The organism is Pseudomonas fluorescens (genome assembly GCF_000802965.1).
GTDB lineage: Bacteria > Pseudomonadota > Gammaproteobacteria > Pseudomonadales > Pseudomonadaceae > Aquipseudomonas > Aquipseudomonas fluorescens_A.
In genome coordinates this window covers 1-20,550 of the sequence record NZ_JSAK01000045.1, presented here as the reverse complement: position 1 = coordinate 20,550, position 20,550 = coordinate 1, and the positions used below count along the sequence as shown (strand labels likewise).

Here is a 20,550-nt window from a genome sequence, read left to right as displayed (position 1 = left end):
CCGGCGCCTGTGTCCGGATCGGGGCGTGATTCTGGCGAGCTACGGCGTGTATTTCAAATTTTTGCGACCAGAGCCATGGTCCGACCGGTACCGATCACTCGCATACCCTCCTGAAGCGGGCCCTGGTCATCGACCGTTTCTGGCGGAACTTTTACGCAGCCTGAGAAACTGCAATGGGTTGTGGGTTCAAGTGCTCAGTAATCCCAGAAAGCCGCTACCCAGCGAAAGGCATCACCGTCGACGGCCACTCGGCCAACGGAGGGAAACGGCAGGTGCGTGGCGACAAACAGCTCACCGCTCGCCGCGGCTTCTTGCATGAGGCGGACCCGAACGCGAACCGACTCTTCAGGGTCATGTTCAAAGCCGTTGTGCCAGTCCGGGTGTTCGAATGCCACCGGAAACAAGGCGTCGCCGGCGAAGGTCAGGCGCTGGCCGCCGGACGTCACGTAGACCACGCTGTGCCCCGGGGTGTGGCCACCGGTGAGTTTGGCGACCACGCCCGGTGCCACCTCGTACTCGTCTTCGAAGGTCCGCACGTTGCTGCGGTAATCGTTGATGAACTGATTGGCGGTTGCCCGCAAGACGTCCGGCACCGGCGAAGGCATTTCGGTGTGGGTGAAATCCGGCGACTCCCAGAACGCGACCTCGGTCGCCGCCACGTGGATGCGCACGTCTGGTCGCAACTTGTGCTTCACCTCATCGACCAGCAGCCCGCCAATGTGGTCCATGTGCATATGGGTAATCACCACGTCGGTCACGGAACCGAGATCGATACCGGCCGCCTCCAGGCGCTTGGGAAATTGCCCGGCCCGGGGAAACCCAGGGAACTGCCCTCCCAGGCCAGCGTCGACGAGAATGGTCTGACTACCGCTTCGAATCACCAGCACGTTCAACGCCCAATCGAACGCGTCCGGCCCCAGGAACATGTCCTTGAACCAGGCCGCACGGGCAGCAGGATCAGCATTGGTGGACATGGTCGAGGTCGGCAGCGGCAGCACGCCATCGCTGATCACCAGCACGTCAATCTCGCCGACCCGCAGCGCATAGCGCGACGGCACCAACTCCTCGAAGCCAACTCCATTGGAACGTGAAGTGTTGAGTGATGCAGCCTTTTGGGTGGGGTGGTTCAGATGCGTTGTCATGGTCGTTCTCCGATTGCCTGGGTCAATAATCTCGGGCCGAAAGCCCCTCTCTCGGCACGAAAGCGACGGATCGCCCGAGAGTGAGTCTGCATCGTGGGACAACGCGGCAGCTACCATACGTGGGTATGGTGCGGATGCACTTTAGCGTGATCGAGTGCGGCAAAAAGGGAACTGGATTCGGCGCATCGCCGTCATGTCAGGTGTTCTCGCGCATCGGTGTGACCGAGTGACTTGAGCCGCGCAACGGGCGAATCGCGCCTGTCATAACGCGCAAAAAACAAATAGCTGCCCTTCCCTATCGACAACTATTGGCCAAAAGCACAGGTAGACAACGAACCTGGCCGTTAGCCAGTGGTCACAACCATTGATGGCCTCGCAACTGAACACAGGAGCGAAGCTTGCAAATCACACAATTCAGGGTGCGCCGGATAACTTTCAGCGGGTTCGGTTCCTGTTAGATGCCGACAGCTGCAACCATCCAATGCTCCCTTTTCGGAGTACGCAAATGACTCAATCAACCCGCTTCTTCCTGTCGCTTTTCCTCGCGGCTGCCTCATTAGTCTCGACCGGTCTGCTGAACACCGCAGCAGCGGCCACCGCCGAAGACCTGAATGCCGACTCTCGGCAAACGTTGCAGCTTCTCAACAAGACCACGCCATCGGCCGAAAAAATTTCCCACCAGGCCAAGGCTGTACTTGTCTTCCCGAAAATCATCAAGGCGGGCCTGGTATTCGGCGGTAGCTATGGTGAAGGCGTATTAATGAAGGGCAAAGACGTCGTGAACTATTACAACTCCGTCGGCGGTTCGTGGGGGCTGCAAGCAGGCGCCCAGTCGTATGGTTATGTGGTTTTTCTGATGACTGACAAAGCGGTGAAATACATCACTGATACCAAAGGTTGGGAAATCGGCGTAGGGCCAACCGTTGTTGTGGTGGATGAAGGGATGGCGAAAAACCTGTCCAGCTCGACAATGAAAGACGACGCCTACGCGTTCATCGTTGACCAGCAAGGTTTAATGGCCGGGGTCAGCATCGAAGGCACGAAAATTTCTCTGATCAAGCGCTAGAGGCGCCTTTTCAGCTTTTTGGTCGATTGCTGTCACATCAATCGGCAGCAATCGACCAGAAGCGAAGAGCCCACGGATTTCTAACCAACTGTTTTTTATAAAGAAAATAGTTTTATAAAGCAGTGTTTAGTAATTCATCGCATTTGCGTATGATATTGATTATCAAATAATATCAATTCATATGTGAGTTCGCATGTACGCCTCATCTCCCCTGTGTCCACAAAACTCCGTTACGCCGCGCTCGCCTACGGCACTGCGCCCCCTGGCTCTCGCAGTGCACATGCTTGCAGCCGGTATCGCCATGACTGCGCCCGCCGTGCAAGCGGCGGAACAGACTGAGCAGGCCGAGACGGGAAGCGCCGTGACCCTGGCGCCGATCGCGATCACCGAAACAGCCACTGCCGAACGCAGCGGCGTCACCGAAGACACCAACTCCTACACCACTGACTCCGCACGCACGGCCACGCCGTTGAACATGTCGCTGCGCGAAACGCCGCAATCGGTCAGCGTTATCACCCAGCAGCGCATCCAGGACCAGGATCTGAAAACCATCCTCGACGTGGTCAACAATGCCACTGGTGTGTCGGTCAATCGCTACGAGACAAGTCGCGCCCAGTTCAACGCCCGGGGCTTTGAGCTCAACTCGCTGATGATCGATGGCGTACCCACCATTTATGAGCAGCCATGGAGTTCGGGGGAGATTTTCAGCAGCCTGGCCATGTATGACCGCGTTGAAGTGGTGCGCGGTGCCAACGGTTTGATGACCGGTGCCGGTGATCCTTCCGCCTCCCTCAACATGGTGCGCAAGCGCGCCAACAGCAGGGATTTGAAGGGCTCGGTGGAGTTGAGCGCCGGCACGTGGGACACCTATGGCATGGAGGCCGATGTGTCAACAGCGCTGAACGAGGAAGGCACGATCCGCGCGCGTTTGGTCGGGGAGACCAACGAAGGCGACACCTGGATCGACATGAACTCGAACAAACGCCAGACCCTCTACGGCACCATGGATATCGACCTGACGCCCGACACCACGCTCTGGTTCGGCTTGAGCCGGCAAGAAAGCAATGCCGAGTCGCCAATGTGGGGCGGTCTGCCCGTCTGGTACGCCGACGGCGGCCGCACCAACTGGAGCCGTTCGAAGACCACCTCCGCTGACTGGAGCAAATGGGACACCACCTACGAGACCTACTTCGTCAATCTCGATCACCGCTTTGCCAACGACTGGCAGGTCAACCTCAGCTACAACCGCGGCGAGCGCACCAGCGACTCTTCCCTGCTGTACCTGTCCGGCAATCCAGGCAGAAACGGTAGCTCCGGCATGTCTTCGTTCCCGGCGACCTACAAGACCGAGACCACCCAGGACGACTACGGCATCCGCTTCAATGGCCCGTTCTCGTTCCTGGGTCGTGAGCACGAATTGGCATTCGGTTATGTGGACAGCAAGCAGAAGTTCGACGCCGACTCCCTCGACGCGCAATCCGGCTTTGACGGCGTGGCCGATTTCGATGCCTACAACGGCCATTTCCCCGAGCCGATCTGGGGCCCGCGAACCGACTACGGATACAGCGAGACTCGCCAGAAAGGCCTGTACGCAGCCACTCGCCTGAACGTGACCGACGATTTGAAAGTGATTCTCGGCGCGCGTGAGAGCTGGTACGAAAAAACCAGTGATGACATCTACTCGGAAGTGAGCAAGGTCGATGTCGATCATGAGCTGACCCCCTATGCCGGCGTCGTCTACGACCTCACCGACAACCTCTCGGCCTATGCCAGCTACACGGAAATTTTCCTGCCGCAGTCGGTCCGCGACAGCAGTGGCCAGACATTGGAACCAATCGTTGGCGAGAGCACCGAACTCGGTCTGAAGGGCGAATACTTCGGTGGCCGCTTGAACGCCTCCGCTGCGATTTTCCAGATCAAGCAGGACAATCTGGGCCAGAGCACCGGCGTGCTGATCGATCCTTCGAACCCGGTCGGCGGTTTCGCCTACGAGGCCAGCGAAGGCGCAACCAGCAAGGGTTTCGAGCTGGAAGTGTCCGGCGAACTCGCGACGGACTGGAATGCCTCGCTGGGTTACACCCAGTTCAAGGCTGAAGATGCCCACGGCGACGACGTCAACACGCTGTACCCGACCAAATTGCTGCGCACCTTTACCACCTACCGTCTGCCAGGTGCTTTCAACAAACTGACCATTGGCGGCGGGGTCAACTGGCAGGACTCGATCTACACCTACACCGTCAACCCGGCGGGCAACTCCGAGAAGATCCAGCAGGATGCCTATGCGCTGGTCAACCTGATGGCGCGCTACGAGATCACCGAAAACCTCTCGGCCCAAGTGAACGCCGACAACGTCACCGACCAGAAGTACTTCGACATCTTCGATGCCTATGGTGCCCTGACGTACGGTGCGCCGCGCAGCATTACCGCTTCGGCGAAATACCGCTTCTAAGCACGTTTGCAGTGACCGCCTAAAACCAAAAAAGCACCTCAGGGTGCTTTTTTGGTGTGTGCTATCAGCGAGTCAAGGCCGTCACATTGGCCCGCGCCGTGTGCAGCTTTTTATAGCTGTCGATCAGCCGCAGGTGTCGATCAAGTCCTTCCAGTTTCATGCTCGTCGGCGTCAAGCCGTAGAAACGCACGCTGCCTTCCACGGAACCAATCACGGCGTCCATGCGCTCGTTGCCAAACATGCGGCGGAAGTTGACCTGGTAATCGTCGAGTTCCAGGTCGTCGTCCAATTGCACTTCCAGCACCACATTCAAGGCCTGGTAAAACAACCCGCGCTCGACCGTGTTGTCGTTGTACTGCAAGAAGGCTTCAACCAGCTCTTTTGCCTCGTCGTATTTCTTCAAGGCGACGTAGATCAGTAGCTTCAACTCCAGGATCGTCAACTGACCCCAGGCCGTATTGTCGTCAAACTCGATGCCGATCAATGTGGTGATGTCGGTGTAATCGTCCAGCTCACTGTTTTCCAGACGCTTGACCAGTGCTCTCAAACCGACGTTGGTCAGGCTGTGCAGGTTCAGGATATCGGAACGGAACGACAGCGCCTTGTTGGTGTTATCCCAAATCAAATCTTCTATCGGATAAATTTCCGAATAGTCCGGCACCAGAATGCGGCAAGCCTTGGCGCCGATGTGCTCATACACCGCCATGTACACTTCTTTGCCCATGTCTTCGAGGATGCCGAACAAGGTCGCGGCTTCATCGGTATTGGAGTTTTCACCGTGGCCGGAGAAGTCCCACTCGACAAACTCGAAATCCGACTTGGCACTGAAGAAGCGCCACGACACCACGCCGCTGGAATCGATGAAGTGCTCGACAAAGTTGTTCGGTTCAGTGACTGCGTGACCTTCAAAGGTCGGCTGAGGCAGGTCGTTCAAACCTTCAAAACTGCGACCTTGCAGCAGTTCGGTAAGGCTGCGTTCCAGCGCCACTTCGAAGCTCGGGTGCGCGCCGAACGAGGCAAACACGCCGCCGGTGCGCGGGTTCATCAAGGTGACGCACATCACCGGGAACTCCCCGCCCAGCGACGCATCCTTCACCAGCACCGGGAAGCCCTGCTCTTCCAGCCCTTGAATACCGGCCAGAATGCCTGGGTATTTCGCCAGCACTTCCTGCGGCACATCCGGCAGCGCGAGTTCGCCTTCGAGAATTTCGCGTTTCACCGCGCGCTCGAAGATTTCCGACAGGCACTGCACCTGCGCTTCGGCCAACGTATTACCGGCGCTCATGCCGTTGCTCAGATACAGGTTTTCGATCAGGTTGGACGGGAAATACACCACCTCGCCGTCCGACTGGCGAACGAAAGGCAGCGAACAGATGCCACGCTCGACATTGCCGGAGTTGGTGTCGTACAGATGCGAGCCACGCAGTTCACCATCAGGGTTGAAAATTTTACGGCAGTATTCGTCGAGAATTTCAGCCGGCAACGCGTCTTTGGGGCCGGGCTTGAACCAGCGCTCGTCCGGGTAATGCACGAACTCCGCGTTGGCAATGTCTTCTCCCCAGAACTGATCGTTGTAGAAGAAATTGCAGTTGAGTCGCTCGATAAATTCGCCCAACGCCGAGGCCAACGCGCCTTCTTTGGTCGCGCCTTTGCCATTGGTGAAACACATTGGCGAGTGCGCATCGCGGATATGCAGCGACCACACATTGGGAACGATATTGCGCCACGAAGCGATTTCAATCTTCATGCCCAGGCCGGCGAGGATTTCCGACATGTTGGCGATGGTTTGTTCCAGCGGCAGATCCTTGCCGACAATGTAGGTGCCCGCGTCCGAGGCCAGATTTGGCATCAGCAACGCCTGGGCATCGGCATCAAGGTTCTCGACCTCTTCAATCACGAACTCGGGCCCGGTCTGCACCACCTTCTTTACCGTGCAACGGTCGATGGAACGCAAAATGCCCTGGCGGTCCTTGGCAGAGATGTCCGCTGGCAATTCGACCTGAATCTTGAAAATCTGGTTGTAGCGGTTTTCCGGATCGACAATGTTGTTCTGCGACAGCCGAATGTTATCGGTGGGGATGTTGCGGGTTTCGCAGTACAACTTCACAAAGTAAGCCGCACACAAGGCCGACGAAGCCAGAAAATAGTCGAACGGACCCGGTGCGGACCCATCGCCCTTGTAGCGGATAGGCTGATCGGCCACCACCGTGAAGTCGTCGAACTTGGCTTCAAGACGAAGGTTGTCGAGAAAATTGACCTTGATTTCCATGCGGGATTACCAGAATAACGAAAACAGAATGGGCGGCATTATCCCTTTTTTAGCCCGATCGCACGCGGCAATCTTTAGTGCCAAACCTCAGCCCGTCGAAAACCCCGCCGCTTGGCCAGCCATGGGTGTCCATGGGCTGGCCTAAGACGACAGCGGTTCAGCGGTTGTTGCCCGGCATCGACTCCCGGCTGAAGGCGTCCACCGCCTGTACCAGGCCTTGCGCCGACATCATCACCAATGCCCGACCTTTTTCCGCCGTGGCCTGCGCCGGGTCTGAACCCATGCGCCCGTCCGGATGACGAGCGCGGAAGTCTTGCGCTTCGCGGATCGGGCCCCACGCGGCGATCTGTGGCGAATACTGTGCCGACTTGATGGAGTCCGGGTAGGCCCATTGCGTAACAGCAATCTCGGAAGGCGTTGCATGCACGCCATGCCCCGTCGGGAACTGCTCCCGTGCCAGATTTTCCACGCCTTCCAGATCCCACCAGTTGCACAACTTCAGCGCAAACCCCGCCGGGCGCCTGGCGAAGCTCGCCTCGGCGTAGAGCTCCGAGAATGCCGCTTCAATCGAAGCAACGTTGCCGCCGTGGCCATTGAGAAAGAGGATTTTTTCAAACCCGTGCGCCGCCAAAGAGCGCACCCAATCGCCAATCGCGGCGATAAACGTCGAGGGACGCAGCGAAATGGTCCCCGGAAAACCGAGATGGTGCTGGGCCATGCCAATGTTGAAAGTCGGCGCAATCAGGATGTCCGCTGTTTTCTGCGCTTCGTGAGCGATGATTTCAGGGCACATCCAATCGGTCCCCAAAAGGCCGGTTGGCCCGTGTTGTTCGTTCGAACCAATCGGGATCACGATGGTACGACTACGGTTCAGGAATTCGCCGATTTCGGCCCAGGTCGACAGATGTAGAAGCATTTGAGATTTCTCCAATGGAACGTTCCTTCCGGAACATGACGATTAAGTTGAGCTGATCACACAGCGCTGTATTCAGGCGCAGCGCGTTCACTCGATAACGATCTGCTCAGAATGATGACAAGTGCCGCACAAAGGGATGCACACCCCACGACAACAATGCCCAGGTTCATACTTCCGGTTGCGGTTTTTGCCCAGCCGATCACCGCTGGTCCCCAGAAGCCGCCGCACAAGCCGATGGTGTTGATGAACGCGATACCACCGGCTGCGGCTTCGCCCTTGATGTGTTCGGACGGCATGGCCCAGAACACGGTGTACGCCATGAAAATCGTGGTGGTCGCCACGGTCAGCAGGCCCAGCGAGACCATCAAGTGCTCTTCGGCAAAGGGAAACATCAACAGCATAATCGCCCCGAGTCCCGCCGGTACTGCGCAGTGGTAGCGCCTTTCGCCGACACGGTCGGACCGGCGCCCTATCAGGTACATGCCGATAGCCGCCCCGACATAAGGAATAGCCGCATACCAACCCAACTGCATGGTGTCGTTAACGCCTTGGGCCTTGAGGACCGCCGGAAGCCAGAAGCTCATGGCGTAGATCGAGAAGATGATGCAGAAATACGCCGATGCCAGGACGTAGGTTTTCGGGTCGCGCAAAACGGCCTTGAACGAATGGACATGGCCCGACGAAGTACTCAGTTCTGCCTCCAGCAATTTCTTTTCTTCAGCACTGAGCCAACTGGCTTCAGAGGGCCGATTCGAAAGTACGAAGTAGGTAAGAATGCCGAGGAAGACGCAGGGAAGCCCTTCAATCAGAAACATCCATTGCCACCCGGCCAAGCCGCCGATGCCTGAAAGCGTGGTAATCAGCCAGGCGGAAAGCGGACCACCGACAATGCCGCCAATGGGGCCGGCGATAAACACGATGGCAATGGCGCGGGCCATGCGCGTCGGGCCGTACCAGCAAGACAGGTAATAGATCATGCCCGGCGCAAAACCGGCTTCGAACACACCCAGCAGAAAACGCATCAGGTAAAAGGTCGGCACGTCGCGGACAAACAGCATGCAGGCCGAGGTGATGCCCCATAGCACCAGAATGCGACTGAACGTCTTGCGTGCGCCCACCCGTGGCAGCATCAGGTTGCTGGGCAATTCAAACAATATGTACCCCAGAAAAAAGATCCCGGCGCCCGCGCCATAAGCCGCATCGGACAGCCCGAGGTCACTTTGCATCTGCAGTTTGGCGAAGCCGACATTGATCCGGTCCAGATAGGCGAATACATAACAAATGAACAGCAGCGGCAGCAGCCGCCAATTGAGCTTGCGGTAAAGGGCCGAAAGAGCGCCACTTGTTGCCGTCGATTCACAGGCTGACATAGGAGTCTCCAATTGTTCTTGTTTGGCCAGTGGTAGTGGAGAAGGATGTTGCCCCGACGACAAAAGACCAGCAAGAGCAACTAAGTTCGCGTACCGTTGCTCTATAGGCAACGCAAATCTCCGGAGGGATGTCCGATATGCGCGAGATCAACCAACAACGGCTCAGATATTTTCACGAGGTGCTTGTCCACGGCTCGATTCGTGGCGCGGCCGACAGCATCAATACCTCGCCTTCGGTGATTACGCGGCAAATCAAACTGCTGGAAGAAGAACTGGGAGCGAAGCTTTTTGAACGGCAGGCGCGGGGTGTTCAGCCGACGGAGGCTGCAGCGCACTTGCTGGAATTCTGGCGAGGTTACCGATCGCACCAGGAGAAACTCGAAGACCAGCTACAGGCGATTAAAGGCTTGCAGCAAGGTCATGTGCGAGTGGTGATCAGTGAGGGGTATGTCGACGCCCTGGTCGACAATGTGCTCGCACCGTTCTGCAAGCAATACCCGAAGCTTGACGTCACGCTGGACATATTGCCCGTCGATGATGTGATGAACGAAGTCGCCGAGAACCGCGCGCATATCGGCCTTGCCTACAATCCCCCGCCGCATGCGCACATCGATTTTCGCGCCACCTCCGCGCAGCCCGTCATGCTGCTGGTTCGTCCGGATCATCCGCTTGCATTGTCGGGTCGAGCCGCCACCGTCGAAGACATCCTCGCTTGCCAACTGGTGTTGACGCCCACCACGTTCGGGATCGGCCACGCGATAAAAATGCTGGAATACGCGGAGAAAATCGAGATTCGCCCGGCGCTGGTCAGCAACTCGCTGGCCGCACTCAAGCGCCTGATCGCTGCCGGGGATTTCGCGTCGTTGCTGGGAGAATTCGCGGCCTATCGGGAAATCGCCAAGGGCAGCCTGGCCGCTGTAGCCATTGACCACCCGATCTTTCTGGGCGTCGAGGCGAAGTTGCTGGTCAAGACCGGTCGACCACTGGCCGCCCCAGCTCAAGAGTTGCTTGACTGGATGCTGGAGCGCCTGCCGATGTTCTGGTCTGACGAACACGCATAGCGCTGAGAGGTATGCGTCACCGCATACCTCAGCGATCCCGGAATGATGACCGCCTGTGAACCTATGCAAATCCTAGGAACGACAGGATTACCACGACAACCACAACCAGTCCGACGATGTAAATGATGTTGTTCATATAGCACCTCTCAACCTGAATAGGATTGCGGGACGAGGGTGTTACAAACCCTGAAACCTGCAACGTTGCTCGTCATTGTGTTCGACAACGGACATGTCTCAATGTCCCAAAGAACGCCCGCTATGTGCGCCAGCGAACAGACGAGCAACCCGCCAAGTCCTCACACTCAAAGCTGAAAAGCGACGTACACCCAGCGCTGCCGGGTGCTGGCGCCATGGTTTGGCGCACGGCTCAAAATGCTCGCAATCGTATTCATGCATTTCAGGCTCAGGACTTTATGAACAGCATATGGACACGCATCCAAGAGGTGTTTTCCCGCTCGTCCGGCTTTTGGCGAACCGGTTCGTTTTCCCCTCCCCGGTTCGAATACGAACCGATATTGCGCTCGGAGCTTTTCAGCGCCGATCAGATGGCCAGCCACGGTATCGCCCTGGCCGGACAGCATCGCCTGACCGCCCTGTCCGCGCGGGATTCGATGTTGCGCAGGCTGGATGATAACGAGGCGCTGCTCAAACGCAGCTGCACGGCGCTGTCCAACGCGCAGATGTCCAGCCGACGGGTGACGCCGGCAGCGGAATGGCTGCTGGACAATTACTTTCTGGTCGAAGACCACATTCGTACTGCCCGAACGCACCTGCCCAAGGGCTACAGCCGTGAACTGCCGCGCCTGATCAACGGCCCGTCTGCCGGGTTACCGCGGGTCTATGACATCGCACTGGAGACCATTTCCCATGGCGACGGCCGGGTCGATGAGCAAAGCCTGAGCCGCTTCATTTTTGCCTATCAGACCGTGATGCCGCTGGCGCTCGGGGAGCTGTGGGCGATCCCGATCATGTTGCGTCTGGCGCTGATCGAAAACCTGCGGCGCGTGGCCTCGCGGGTCATGGCCAACGCCGATGATCGCAACCTGGCCGATGACTGGGCCGAACGCCTGATCGAAACCTCGGAACGCGATATCAAAAGCGTGGTGTTGACCGTGGCCGACATGGCCCGCTCCGCCCCGCCGATGACCCCGGCCTTCGTCGCCGAACTGACGCGCCGCCTGCAAGGCCAAAGCGCCGCCCTGGCTCTGCCGCTGACCTGGATCGAGCAGATGCTCAGCGAGACGGGATCAAGCATCGAGCGCCAGGTGCAGCTCGATGCGCAACAACAGGCCGCGGATCAAGTGTCGATTGGCAACAGTATCGGCAGCTTGCGCCTGCTGTCCGCCACTGACTGGCGCGAGTTCGTCGAGTCGATGAGTCATGTCGAACAGATTCTCAGTGAAGACCCGGCGGCGATTTATCGGGCGATGGATTTCAGTACCCGTGATAGCTACCGCCATGTCATCGAACGCCTGGCCCGCAGTTGCCCCCAACACTCGGAAATCCAGGTCGCGCGCGTCGCGGTCAATCTCGCCACGGCCGCTACCGCCGCCGATTCCGTCTCCTGCGAATTACTGGCTCGTCACGTCGGCTATTACCTGATCAGCGCAGGCCTGCCGACTTTGGAGCAACGACTCAACGCCCGGGTGCCGTTTCATGTGCGCTGGAAACGCTTGTTGCAGCAGTCGCCACTGATGTTTTACCTGGCGCCGGTGGCTTTTCTCACGCTGATTTTCGCCTGGCCTCTGCTGGCCTCGGCGCAGCGCGACGGAATGCCCAATGCGGCGCTTCTGCTGTTGGCGATTCCCTGCCTGATCATGACCAGCCGGCTGGCAATCAGCCTGATCAACTGGTTGGTGACGTTCAGTATGTTGCCGACGGTTTTGCCGAAAATGGATTACGCCCACGGTATTCCCGATGTAGCGCGAAGCCTGGTGGTGATCCCGACGCTGATCGCTAGCCCGATCGATGTGGACGAACTGGTGGAAGGCCTGGAAGTGCGCTTTCTCGCCAACCGCGACAACAATCTGTATTTCGCCTTGCTCAGCGATTTTCTCGACGCGGCTGAAGAGTCACAACCGCAAGACGCCGAGCTGGTCGCCCAGGCCTCCCGTGCAGTCACCCTGCTCAATCAGAAATACGCGGACGGCCTCGGTGACCGCTTTTTTCTGCTGCATCGGCCACGTCGCTGGAACGCCAGCGAACGCGTGTGGATGGGCCACGAGCGCAAACGCGGCAAGTTGATTGAACTCAACTCGCTATTGCGCGGCAACGGACTGGAGCGTTTCGACACCATCGTCGGCGACATCACGCCGCTACGCGGGGTGCGTTACGTGATCACCCTGGATACCGACACCCTGCTGCCGCGCGATGTCGCTCGCCAATGCGTGGAGGCGATGATGCACCCGCTGAATCGTCCGTTGTTCGACAGCGCGGGCGAGCAGGTCATTTCCGGCTACGCGGTGCTGCAACCGCGGGTGGGCATCAGCCTGACCAGCGCCACACGCTCGATTTACGCGCGGTTATTCGGCAGCGATGCCGGGGTCGATCCCTACACCCGGGCCGTGTCGGATGTTTACCAGGACCTGTTCCAGCAAGGCTCGTTCATCGGCAAAGGCATCTACGACGTGGATGCGTTCACCTGCGCCCTGGAAGGATGCTTGCCGGACAACCAGATTCTCAGCCACGACCTGATCGAAGGCTGTTATGCACGCTCCGGCCTGCTCAGCGATGTGCAAGTCTACGAGCAATACCCCTCGCGCTATGGTGCCGATGTCAAACGCCGGCATCGCTGGGTGCGCGGTGACTGGCAACTGCTGCCATGGCTCCTGCCCTGGGCGCGCAACGCCGAAGGCAACCGGGTACGAAACCGCCTGAGTGTGATGGCGCGCTGGAAGATTCTCGACAATCTGCGGCGCAGCCTGGAGCCGCTGGCGTTGTTGCTGATGTTGGCCTGGGGTTGGTTTGCCAGCAGTCAGCCCCTGAACTGGACCCTCACGGTCATCGGGTTGCTGGTGATTCAACCGTTGCTGCGCGCAGTGACCGATCTGATGCAGCCCCCTGCCGACGTACCTTATGGTCAATATGTCAGGGCGCTGGCGGGTGATCTGGGACAGGACCTGGCGCGGGTTTGTCTCACCCTCGCCTGGTTGCCTTACGAGATGTACTACAGCGCCGATGCGATCCTGCGCTCGCTCTGGCGAATTGGCTTCAGCCGGCGCCTGCTTCTGCAATGGCAGCCCTCGCGGGAGGTGGAGCGCACCACCGAAAACCGGCTCACCGGACTCTACCGTCAGATGTGGATTCAGCCGGTGACGGCCCTGATTTCACTGGCCCTGCTGGCGGACAATCCGCAACCGCTGGCCATCGCCACTCCGCTGCTCCTGGCGTGGCTGGCGGGTCCCTGGATCGCCTGGCGACTCAGCTCGCCACATAAGCAGTCGACGTTCGCACCGTCGACAGAGCAGTTGCGTTTCCTGCGGTTACTGGCGCGCAAGACCTGGGCGTTCTTCGATCAATACGTCGGGCCTGAGGATCACTGGCTGCCACCGGACAACGTGCAGGAAGAACCCAAGCCTGCCATCGCCCATCGCACCTCACCGACCAACATGGGCATGTCCCTGGTCGCCCACCTCGCCGCTCACGATTTCGGCTACTTGAGCACCGAACGGCTGCTAACCCGACTTTCGGCGTCGCTGGACAGCATGGATGGACTGGAGCGTTATCGGCAGCACTTCTACAACTGGTACGACACGCAGACCCTCGAACCGCTGCGTCCGCATTACGTCTCCACCGTCGACAGCGGTAACCTGGCGGGCCTGTTGCTGACTTTGAGCACCGGCATAAGGCAACTTGCAGACGCGCCAATGTTCGGCCCAGCCGTGATCAAAGGCCTGCGTGACACTCTGGACATCCTTGCAGATTCCCAGCGCGCGGCGGGCGTGGATGAGCAAGCCTTGAGTCAACTGAAGAAAGGCCTTGAACAAGCCGCGTCAGCGGCGACCACCGAAGCGCTCGCAAACCTTTTGCAATCGGCTCGAACGATGATCACCGATGCACCGGTGGACATCGACGAGGAATGCCGCTACTGGCGGGAAATGTTTCTGCGTCAATGCATCGACTGGACCGAAGAACTGCAGCGCTTTCTACTCCCTGATCCCCCGGAGTCCTTTCAGTCGCCCTGTACCTTGCGTCAGCTGGCAGCCCTGAATCCCGCCGATTGGGCAACCGAGCATCATCCACAAATCGAGCAGGTCCGCCGTATCGCCGGCCAGCGCCTGGAGACCCTGGAGCGTCTGGCGTTGTTGGCGACGTCGCTGGCACAAATGGACTTCTCGCTGCTTTACGACAATCAGCGTGACCTGTTCGTCATCGGCTACAACGCCGAAGAACTGCGGCTCGACAGTGGTTACTACGACCTGCTGGCGTCCGAGGTGCGGCTGACCAATTACGTGGTCATCGCGCAAGGTCAGATCCCGCAAAGGGCCTGGTTCACCTTGGGCAGGCTGCTGAGTGAAAACGCCGGGGTACCGACGTTATTGTCCTGGTCGGGCTCGATGTTCGAATACCTGATGCCCATGCTGGTGATGCCCAACTATGACGGCAGCCTGCTGGATCAGACCTGCCGCGCCGCCGTGGCGGTGCAAATCGAACACGGCAACATGCTGGGCATTCCCTGGGGTGTTTCGGAGTCGGGCTATTACACCGTCGACGCGCACCTCAACTATCAATATCGCGCTTTCGGCGTCCAGGGCCTGGGGCTCAAGCGCGGGCTGAGCGATGACGTGGTGATTGCGCCCTATGCCAGTGCCCTGGCATTGATGGTCGATGCCGATGCGGCCTGCAAAAACCTGCAACGCCTTGCCCAGCAAGGTTCCTCCGGGCGATTTGGTCTGTATGAAGCGGTGGATTACACCGAGGCGCGCTTACCACGCGGCCAGTCTTACGCCATCGTCCGCTCGTTCATGGCGCACCACCAAGGCATGAGTCTGCTGGCCTTGACCAGCCGACTGCTCGATCAACCCATGCAACGGCGGTTCGAAGCTGACCCGGCGCTGCAATCGGCGCTGCTGTTGTTGCAGGAACGGGTCCCCAAATCCGCCGCGCCGTACCTGCAAGCCGCACAGTCGCCCGTGCACGGCGATGTGGGACAGTCCCAAGAGCCCGGACTTCGGGTGTTCGCCGATCCGGGAAGCAAACGCCCTGCGGTGCAGTTGCTTTCCAACGGTCGCTACCACGTCATGCTCACCAGCGGCGGCGGTGGTTACAGCCGCCGCCACGACATGGCCGTCACCCGCTGGCAGGAAGACATCTCACAGGACAACTGGGGGATGTTCTGTTACCTGCGTGATGTCCAGAGCAATACGGTCTGGTCGGCTGCACACCAACCGACGTTGCAAAAACCCGAGAGCCACGAGGCAATCTTCAGTGACTCCCGTGCGGAATTTCGCGCACGCAATCTGGATTTCGACACGCACCTGGAGATTGTCGTCTCACCCGAAGACGACATCGAACTGCGGCGTCTGCATGTCACCAATCGCGCTTCATCGGCCAAGACACTGGAGATCACCACCTACGCTGAAGTGGTGCTGACGTCCACGGCTAGCGACGCGATGCACCCGGCCTTCAGCAAGCTGTTCGTGCAGACCGAATTGCTGCCCGATCTTCAAGCCATTGTGTGCAGTCGTCGGCCCCGGGCCAGCGATGAGCCAACGCCGTGGATGTGCCATCTGCTGGCGGCGCACGGGGTGGACATCGATGCGATCTCCTACGAAACCGATCGTGCCCGCTTCATCGGCCGGGGTCGCAACCTTGTGTCGCCTGCTGCCCTCGATGCCGATTGCCAGCGCTTGTCCGGCAATGCCGGCCCGGTGCTCGATCCGGTGGTCGCGATTCGTTGCCGGATTACCCTGCAACCCGGCCAGCAAGGCACCATTGACCTGGTCACCGGCGTCGCCGACAGCCGTGATGACTGCCTCTATCTGATCAACAAATACCGCGACCGGCATCTCGCGGACCGGGTGTTCGACCTGTCCTGGACCCATAGCCAGGTATTGCTGCGTCAACTCAACGCCTCGCTGGCCGACGCTCGTCTGTTCGAACAAATGGCCTCGTCCGTGCTGTATGCGAACGCCTCGATGCGCGCCGACAACGCGGTGTTGATTGCCAACCGACGCAATCAGCCGGGGCTCTGGGGCCAGGCGATTTCCGGCGACCTGCCCATCGTGTTGCTGCAAATCCACAGCCTGGACAACATCGTCCTCGTGCAACAGATGATTCAGGCCCACGCCTACTGGCGACAAAAAGGCCTGGTGGTCGATCTGTTGATCTGGAACGAAGATGAGGCGGGTTATCGCCAGCAATTGCAGGACGCGATCATGGGCCTGATCACCTCCGGCAGTGAAGCGACGCTGCTGGATCGTCCGGGCGGAATTTTCGTGCGGCCGGTGCAACAGATGTCGAGCGAAGATCGTGGTTTGGTCCTCGCGGTAGCCAGGCTGGTACTGAGCGAAGGTTTGGGCACGCTTGCCGAACAGATTCATCGGCGCCGGGTCTCGCCGGAGCACGCGCCATTCGTGGCGTCCCGGCATTATCAGGCCGGACCGGCATTGGCACGGCCCACGCCTGGCGCACTGCTGCTGAGCAACGCCTACGGCGGCTTCAGCGCCGATGGCAGCGAGTACATCATCAGCGGGCTGGCGAGCAACCCGCCACCGGCGCCCTGGGTCAACGTGATCGCCAATGCCCACCTCGGCACAGTGCTCTCGGAGGCCGGCAGCGCCTATACCTGGGCGGAAAACGCCCATGAATTTCGCCTGACACCGTGGCACAACGACCCGGTCACCGATCGCAGCGGCGAGGCCATTTACCTGCGTGATGAAGAGACCGGGCACTTCTGGTCGGCGGCCCCTCAACCCTGCCCCGGAAAAGGCCCGTACCAGACGCGCCACGGTTTCGGCTACAGCGTGTTCGAGCATGAAGAGGACGGCATCTACAGCGAGCTGTGGATCTATGTAGCGCTGGATGCGCCGATCAAATTCTCGCGACTGCTGGTAAGCAACCGCTCGGGACGCCGTCGGTCACTGTCAGTCACCGGGTATGTGGAATGGGTCCTGGGCGATCTGCGCAGCAAGTCGGCGATGCACGTGGCCACCCAGTCGGACCCGGTCAGCGGCGCCCTCTTCGCCCGCAATGCCTACTCGGTGGAGTTTTCCGAGCGAGTGGCGTTCTTTGACACCGACACCATCGATCACGGTGTCAGCGCTGACCGCACCGAATTTATGGGTCGCAGTGGCACCCTGGCCGCCCCGGCAGCCATGCAGCACGCCGGGTTGTCCGGGCGCATGGGCGGCGGTCTGGACCCGTGTGCCGCCCTGCAAGTGTCGGTCGATCTCGCCGATGGCGACAGCAAGGAAGTGATCCTGCGACTCGGGGCGGAAACCTCAACCAACGCCGCCACCCGCTTGGTGCAACGCTATCGGGGCAGTCTCGCAGCGGCGGCGGAGTTAGAGAAAGTACGGGATCACTGGCGCTCGGTGCTCGGCGCCATTCGTATCGAAAGCGGCGCGCCGGCGGTGGATGTCATGGTCAACGGTTGGTTGATGTATCAGGTCATCGCCTGCCGTTTCCAGGCCCGCAGCGGCTACTACCAGTCCGGTGGCGCCATTGGTTTTCGCGATCAATTGCAGGACAGCATGGCGATGATCCATGCCGATCCGGCGGCCGTGCGTGCGCATCTGTTGCTGTGCGCCGGCCATCAGTATGCCGAAGGCGACGTGCAACACTGGTGGCACCCACCGATGAATCGAGGAGTTCGCACCGCGTGCTCCGATGACTTTTTGTGGCTGGTGGCTGCGACCAATCGCTATATCGAAATGACTGCTGACGTGGGTGTGCTGGATGAGCCCGTCGGCTACCTGGAGGGACGTTTGCTGGCGGCTGGCGAAGAGTCCTACTACGATCTTCCGCTCACGTCGAACCTGCGCGAATCCCTGTATCAACACTGCGTGCGTGCCATCGAACACAGCCTGCGTCGCGGTCAGCACGGATTGCCACTGATGGGCTCCGGTGACTGGAACGACGGCATGAACCGCGTCGGCCATCTGGGTGTCGGCGAAAGTGTCTGGCTGGGCTTCTTCAGCTATCAGGTGCTGGAACAATTTGCAGTGACCGCACGCTTGCACGGTGATCACGATGTTGCCAAGCGCTGCAGCGACAGCGCGGCGACGCTGCAACGCAACCTTGAACAAAGCGCCTGGGACGGCGCCTGGTATCGCCGGGCCTGGTTCGATGACGGGCAACTGCTCGGTTCGGCGAGCAACGAAGAATGTCGCATCGATTCCATTGCGCAGAGCTGGTCGGTGTTGTCAGGGGCCGGCTCGGCGGTGCGCCAGAGTCAGGCCATGCGATCGCTGAATGAACATCTGATCAAACGTGACATCCGCGCCGTGCTGCTGCTTGATCCACCGTTCGACAAGGGCGCCCTGGACCCGGGTTACATCAAGGGCTACGTGCCTGGCGTGCGCGAGAACGGCGGTCAGTACACCCACGCAGCCGTGTGGGCGGGCATGGCGTTTGCGCAATTGGGTGATGCCGGCAAAGCTTGGGAAGTGTTGAATCTGATCAACCCCGCCGCCCCGGCCAACAACGTTCGAATCGACACCTATAAGGTCGAACCCTATGTCATGGCCGCCGATGTCTACGGTGCCGCGCCCCATGCCGGGCGCGGTGGCTGGACCTGGTACACCGGGTCTGCGGGGTGGATGTACCGGCTGATCGTCGAGTCTCTTTTGGGCGTACAACGCAGAGGCCACACGCTCAGCATCGAACCGCTGATACCCGTTGACTGGCCGGGCTTCAAATTGCACTACCGCTTCGGACGGACCCTGTACCACTTTGATGTGTATCAGGGCAGTTCGAACGCTACCTCGATGATCCTTGACGGGCAGCCATTGAGCGGCATTGGGCTGACACTGGTGGATGACGGCGTAGAGCGTTGGATTCGCGTGGATTGTCGCGCCCGCTCTGCCAGTGTTCAGGCGCTGGAGTACGAGCGCGTCGTCGACAAATAGATATCGATCACCAGCCCTGGCGTGCAGGGGAGTACCCTGAGTCGGCAAGTCCCCCTTCCGCCTCGGTGCTCTGCCATGTATGCCACACCTGTGCCAAACCACAATCATCTGCTTGCGGCGCTACCGGCCAACGACCTTCAGCGCCTTGTTCCGCACCTGGAGCTGGTCAGCCTGGGGCTGGGCGATGTGCTGTACGAGCCGGGAGATACCTTGCGCCACGTTTACTTCCCGACGGACGCCATCGTTTCCCTGCTGCATGTCACGGAGAACGGCTCGTCCGCAGAAATCGCCGTGGTGGGCAACGAGGGTTTGATCGGCATCGCGTTGTTCATGGGCGGCGAAAGCACGTCCAGTCGGGCCGTGGTGCAGAGTGCCGGCAGTGCCTTTCGCCTGCCGGGGCAAAAACTCAAGAAAGAGTTCAACCGCCATGGCGATTTGCTCTTGCTGATGCTGCGTTACACCCAGGCGCTGATCACACAGATGTCACAGACCGCCCTGTGCAACCGCCATCATTCGATCGACCAACAATTGTGTCGATGGCTGCTGTTGTCCCTGGATCGCCTGCACGGCAATCACCTGACCATGATCCAGGAACTGATCGCCAACATGCTCGGCGTACGCCGCGAAGGCGTCACCGAAGCCGCCGGCAAACTGCAACGCCAAGGCGTCATCGAGTACAGCCGTGGTCAGATCACGGTTCTGGACAGGGCGCGTCTGGAACGGCTCAGCTGCGAGTGCTACCTGGTGGTCAAGACCGAAACCGACCGGCTGCTGCATTACACCCGTCGACAGGACGAGTAGGCACGCGTCACCGACGCCAAAACTCGAAACCACCCCGTCTCTCCGTAGGAGCAAGCTTGCTCGCGATAGCGGTGTATCAGTCGACATCCCCGCCGAATGTAAGTCCGCGATCGCGAGCAAGCTTGCTCCTACAGGGACCTTCGATAGTTTCAGCCCTGTTGTACCGCCTGCAGGGTAGTCACGCGTCACCGGCGCACCTGCCGATCACAAGACTCGAAACCACCCCGCTCCTCTGTAGGAGCAAGCTTGCTCGCGATGACGGTGTGTCCGTCCACATCAATGCTGAATGTCAGTCCGCGATCGCGAGCAAGCTTGCTCCTCCTACAGGGACCTTCGATAGTTTCAGCCCTGTTATACCGCCTGCAGGGTAGTCACGCGTCACCAGCGCACCTGCCGATCACAAGA

9 protein-coding genes are annotated in these 20,550 nt (G+C 59.5%); 5 read left to right on the top strand and 4 right to left on the bottom strand.

The annotated features are described in order from the left end of the window. Nucleotides 1-194: 194 nt before the first annotated feature. Nucleotides 195-1,142: an MBL fold metallo-hydrolase gene (locus NL64_RS28535; RefSeq protein ID WP_034151409.1), complete on the bottom strand. Its 948-nt coding sequence runs from the start codon at nt 1,140-1,142 to the stop codon at nt 195-197. A 505-nt stretch (nt 1,143-1,647) separates the two neighbouring features. Here NL64_RS28535 and NL64_RS28530 point away from each other — a divergent pair. Both NL64_RS28530 and NL64_RS28525 read left to right on the top strand, forming a co-directional pair. Beyond that, a complete protein-coding gene (locus tag NL64_RS28530; protein ID WP_034151408.1) occupies nt 1,648-2,208 on the top strand; it encodes a YSC84-related protein in 561 nt (186 codons plus the stop codon). 301 nt (nt 2,209-2,509) lie between these two features. Beyond that, nucleotides 2,510-4,657 (top strand): TonB-dependent siderophore receptor, encoded by a 2,148-nt coding sequence (locus tag NL64_RS28525; RefSeq protein WP_253277134.1) that lies wholly within the window; start codon nt 2,510-2,512, stop codon nt 4,655-4,657. A gap of 64 nt (nt 4,658-4,721) precedes the next feature. Here the strand turns inward: NL64_RS28525 and NL64_RS28520 are convergent, their stop codons facing one another. The 3 genes from NL64_RS28520 to NL64_RS28510 form a co-directional block, all read right to left on the bottom strand. Next, complete coding sequence (locus NL64_RS28520) at nt 4,722-6,926, bottom strand: OsmC domain/YcaO domain-containing protein (protein WP_034151406.1); 2,205 nt, start codon at nt 6,924-6,926, stop codon at nt 4,722-4,724. A 157-nt stretch (nt 6,927-7,083) separates the two neighbouring features. Continuing rightward, nucleotides 7,084-7,842, bottom strand: a complete 759-nt coding sequence (locus tag NL64_RS28515; protein ID WP_034151405.1) for a creatininase family protein — start codon at nt 7,840-7,842, stop codon at nt 7,084-7,086. Between the two features lie 56 nt (nt 7,843-7,898). Further along, entirely contained in the window at nt 7,899-9,212 is a 1,314-nt protein-coding gene (locus NL64_RS28510) for an MFS transporter (RefSeq protein ID WP_034151404.1), read from the bottom strand. A gap of 137 nt (nt 9,213-9,349) precedes the next feature. Between NL64_RS28510 and NL64_RS28505 the strand changes: the two genes are divergently transcribed. The 3 genes from NL64_RS28505 to NL64_RS28495 all read left to right on the top strand — a co-directional run bounded on the left by NL64_RS28505 (nt 9,350) and on the right by NL64_RS28495 (nt 20,145). Then, the gene (locus tag NL64_RS28505; RefSeq protein WP_034151403.1) at nt 9,350-10,273 is read left to right on the top strand and encodes a LysR family transcriptional regulator; all 924 of its coding nucleotides are present in this window, start codon (nt 9,350-9,352) and stop codon (nt 10,271-10,273) included. 413 nt (nt 10,274-10,686) lie between these two features. After that, nucleotides 10,687-19,344 (top strand): GH36-type glycosyl hydrolase domain-containing protein, encoded by an 8,658-nt coding sequence (locus NL64_RS28500; RefSeq protein WP_034151402.1) that lies wholly within the window; start codon nt 10,687-10,689, stop codon nt 19,342-19,344. A gap of 75 nt (nt 19,345-19,419) precedes the next feature. Next, entirely contained in the window at nt 19,420-20,145 is a 726-nt protein-coding gene (locus tag NL64_RS28495) for a Crp/Fnr family transcriptional regulator (protein WP_034151401.1), read from the top strand. Nucleotides 20,146-20,550: the final 405 nt, after the last annotated feature.